The following is a 3,154-nucleotide window of genomic DNA, read 5'->3' as shown; positions in this document are numbered from 1 at the left end:
TCTACAGTATGGTGACGTCCAATTGCTTTTAGTGTCTCTTGATGATATGACTGCGGATTAATACTAATACGGTCAATGTTCCATTTATTTAACACTTCTAGCTTTGCTGGCGTAATCGTATCTGGACGACCTGCCTCAACTGTTACTTCACGTACATTTTTCACGTCTGGGAACGCTTCGTACATTTCTTCATACAGCATATCCATCTCTTCTGCTGTAATACTTGTAGGTGTACCGCCGCCATAATAAATCGTCGTAACTTTCACACCTTTTTCTTTTAAAAACTTACCAATTTCACGAACTTCATAATGTAAACCACCTAAGAACGAATCAACAGACCCTTGGCGTCCATTAATCGCATAAGCCGGGAATGTACAGTATGCACATTTCGTTGGGCAGAACGGAATACCGATATAAATACTTACTTCTTCTTTCAAACGGTATAAATCCGGAACAACTGCTAATTGGCAATCAACAATGCGCTGAAGAAGTTCAATTTTCTCTTCATGAATTAAATAACTTTCACGAAGTTCTTGATGCGCTTCTTCCTTTGACATACCATTTTGAAGCATTTTATGAAGAAGTTTCGTCGGACGTACTCCCGTTAAAATACCCCAGCTTTGTTCAAGTCCAGTTAACTGCTGAAGAACAGAAAGATATACATAAGAAACAACGTGCTTCACTTGCTTCATACGCTCTTTTTCATCTGTGAAAGCAGATAAATCTTTCGAGAATGTTTCTTCATACACATTTCCTGTGCTAACATCCGTTAATCGAGCGGATGCTTTCACATTATCCTCAATGTGTATATCAACGATCAGATTCGCTTCCTCTTGTTCAAATCCAATCGTACTATCTTCAAAAAATAAGCCGCCAATATTTTGTAGCGGACGTAAAAAACGATCATCTTGTAACGTTTTAATTGAAATTAACACATTATCACCTTTTCATTTGCAAACTCTCTTTAGTTTACTTGAAGGGCGTTTACAGGTCAATACAGAAGGTTTTACCTGTTTCTCTTACATTTTTTCAAATAATTCTTTTTATGAATATCGCTCATGTATATAGACATCATGATTTTCTCTTGTTAAAATTTATTAGTACAAAAAATCGTTACATAGCGAAAATACAATATATAAAGGAGGAATGTTAACACTAGATTCCATAATCTAATGTGTTAAAAAAAATATGAAAAAGAAATTTTATAGTGTATTAACTCTCTCTCTTGCATTACAAACTGTTCTTGCACCTACTTATTCATTTGCAGAGAGTGCTGAAAAATCCGCCGAAGTATATACGGAGGATCAAGTTTTTAAAAGTATTAAAGAGCATGTTAATGAGCATAGTACTCATGAAGAAGATATCGAGGTTACTGGTCAATTCCTACTATACACTTCAAAAAAACATTCATTATATACCGCGAATGATTTAAAAAACAAATCGAATATCGAGATTACAGAACAAGTCGTAACGGCGACAAAGAAAAAAGGAAATGCTTACTACATAACGACGTCAACTGGCGCTGGATGGATAGATAACAATGATAATAGCTTAGAAGTTCAAGAGATTCATAAACTATCTAACCAAAAATTAATCGTAAAAGAAGAAGCTTCCATACATGCACTTCCGTTCCAATCGTTTAACGAAGAAGGGAAACTACAGCCACAAGTCATTACTCCTACTGAACAAGCTGGAAATTGGTTTAAAGTCCAAATAAATGAAACAGCAAAATGGATTTATGCACCTTCTGCTACATTTGAAGGTACAAAAGCTTCATTACTAAAAAACGTTCGTTCTGCTAAAAATAGTTTATTAAGAGCTCCAGATGCTCTACAAACAAACAATATTTATGGCGTTACATTTAAAGAAATGATTGTCCCTAAAGGAAATGACGATATTCGCCCTGGCTACCCGATGGTACCTAAATATATTACGATTCACGAAACGGCTAATACAGCGAAAGGTGCTAATGCTCTAAATCATGCAAAATTCTTAGATAATCAAGCACGCGGAACAGCTGATCGCGCCGCATCTTGGCATTTCACAGTAGATGATAAAGAAATTTATCAACATCTTCCAGTAAATGAAGTTGGATGGCATGCTGGAAATAAAACTGGAAACTATGAATCTATCGGAATTGAAATTGCCGTTAATCAAGATGGAAACTATGAAAAAGCGGTAGAAAATGCCCGTAAATTGGCAGCTTATTTAATGAACGACTTAAATATTTCTCTAGATAAGGTCCAAAAACATCAATTTTGGTCAGGGAAAAACTGCCCTGCGTTTATGATTCAACGCGGACAATGGAATGCTTTCTTAAAAGGAACTGAAACATACTATAAGGAAAACCAAAAAGATCCAGTAACTGATGACATTACAGGTGGATGGTATGAACAAGACATTCGTCAATTAGCAGCTAGAGGCATTATGCAAGGAGAAGGGAACGGCAAGTACTTCCCAGAACGTCTTGTAACGCGTGCTGAATTTGCTACACTAATTACTCGTGCTTTACAATTACCAAGTGGAAATGCTAAGTTCACAGACTTAGAACAAGTACACCCATCTTTAAGAGACGGTATTAATCGTGCAGCAAGCGCAGGCATAATCCGCGGACGTGGTGATAATACATTTGATCCAAATACCACAATTACACGTGAAGAAGCTGTTATTATGATCGATCGTTCTCTAAAACACGCTGGTATTTTTGCAAAACAAGTTGAACTACCATTTGTAGACCAAAACTTAATTTACGCTAAACAAGAAGTACAAAGAGTGTATGGATTTGGAATTGTAAAAGGTAATGAATTTAATCAATTCGTACCAAAAGGACCATCACAACGCGCTCACGCAGCTGCATTTATAAACAGAATGCTTAGCGTAATTGAAGCTTAAAATATTTATCATTCCATATAGATATTTACATTTTATCTGTATTAACTTAAAAGGCATCAGAGATTATATATCTCTGATGCCTTTTATACATCTGTTAGCTATTTTTAGCCATGAATCTTAATCGTATTCCTAATAACAGAAGCATAAAACCGATGAATGGAACGTAATTCGTATTGTGTCCTGTAGCTGGAAGTTGTTGATTATTAGAAGAACCTTGTCCTTTTTCTGGTAAATTAGGTTTTTCTACTCCTTCACCTGGCTT

The 3,154-nt window shown here is 35.8% G+C and carries 3 protein-coding genes; 1 reads left to right on the top strand and 2 read right to left on the bottom strand.

Annotated features, from left to right (window positions below; genetic code table 11):
• The coding region (locus MR167_RS31035; RefSeq protein WP_242316203.1) for a radical SAM protein at positions 1–935 on the bottom strand (935 nt) is incomplete at its 3' end.
• A gap of 253 nt (positions 936–1,188) precedes the next feature.
• Here MR167_RS31035 and MR167_RS31030 point away from each other — a divergent pair.
• On the top strand, positions 1,189–2,892 hold the full coding sequence (locus MR167_RS31030) for an S-layer homology domain-containing protein (RefSeq protein ID WP_000726533.1): 1,704 nt from the start codon (positions 1,189–1,191) through the stop codon (positions 2,890–2,892).
• A gap of 94 nt (positions 2,893–2,986) precedes the next feature.
• Here the strand turns inward: MR167_RS31030 and MR167_RS31025 are convergent.
• Positions 2,987–3,154 (bottom strand): LPXTG cell wall anchor domain-containing protein (locus MR167_RS31025; RefSeq protein WP_157405781.1); only part of this gene is annotated, 168 nt, incomplete at its 5' end.

This window comes from Bacillus cereus group sp. BfR-BA-01355 (assembly GCF_022663675.1).
Taxonomy (GTDB): domain Bacteria; phylum Bacillota; class Bacilli; order Bacillales; family Bacillaceae_G; genus Bacillus_A; species Bacillus_A thuringiensis_S.
Note: the sequence above shows the minus strand (reverse complement) of the source record. Positions and strands in the feature narration are given on the sequence as shown.

Excerpts from the sequence above, each read along its gene's own strand:
- MR167_RS31030 (WP_000726533.1), top strand. The coding sequence starts at position 1,189 with ATGAAAAAGAAATTTTATAGTGTATTAACTCTCTCTCTTGCATTACAA.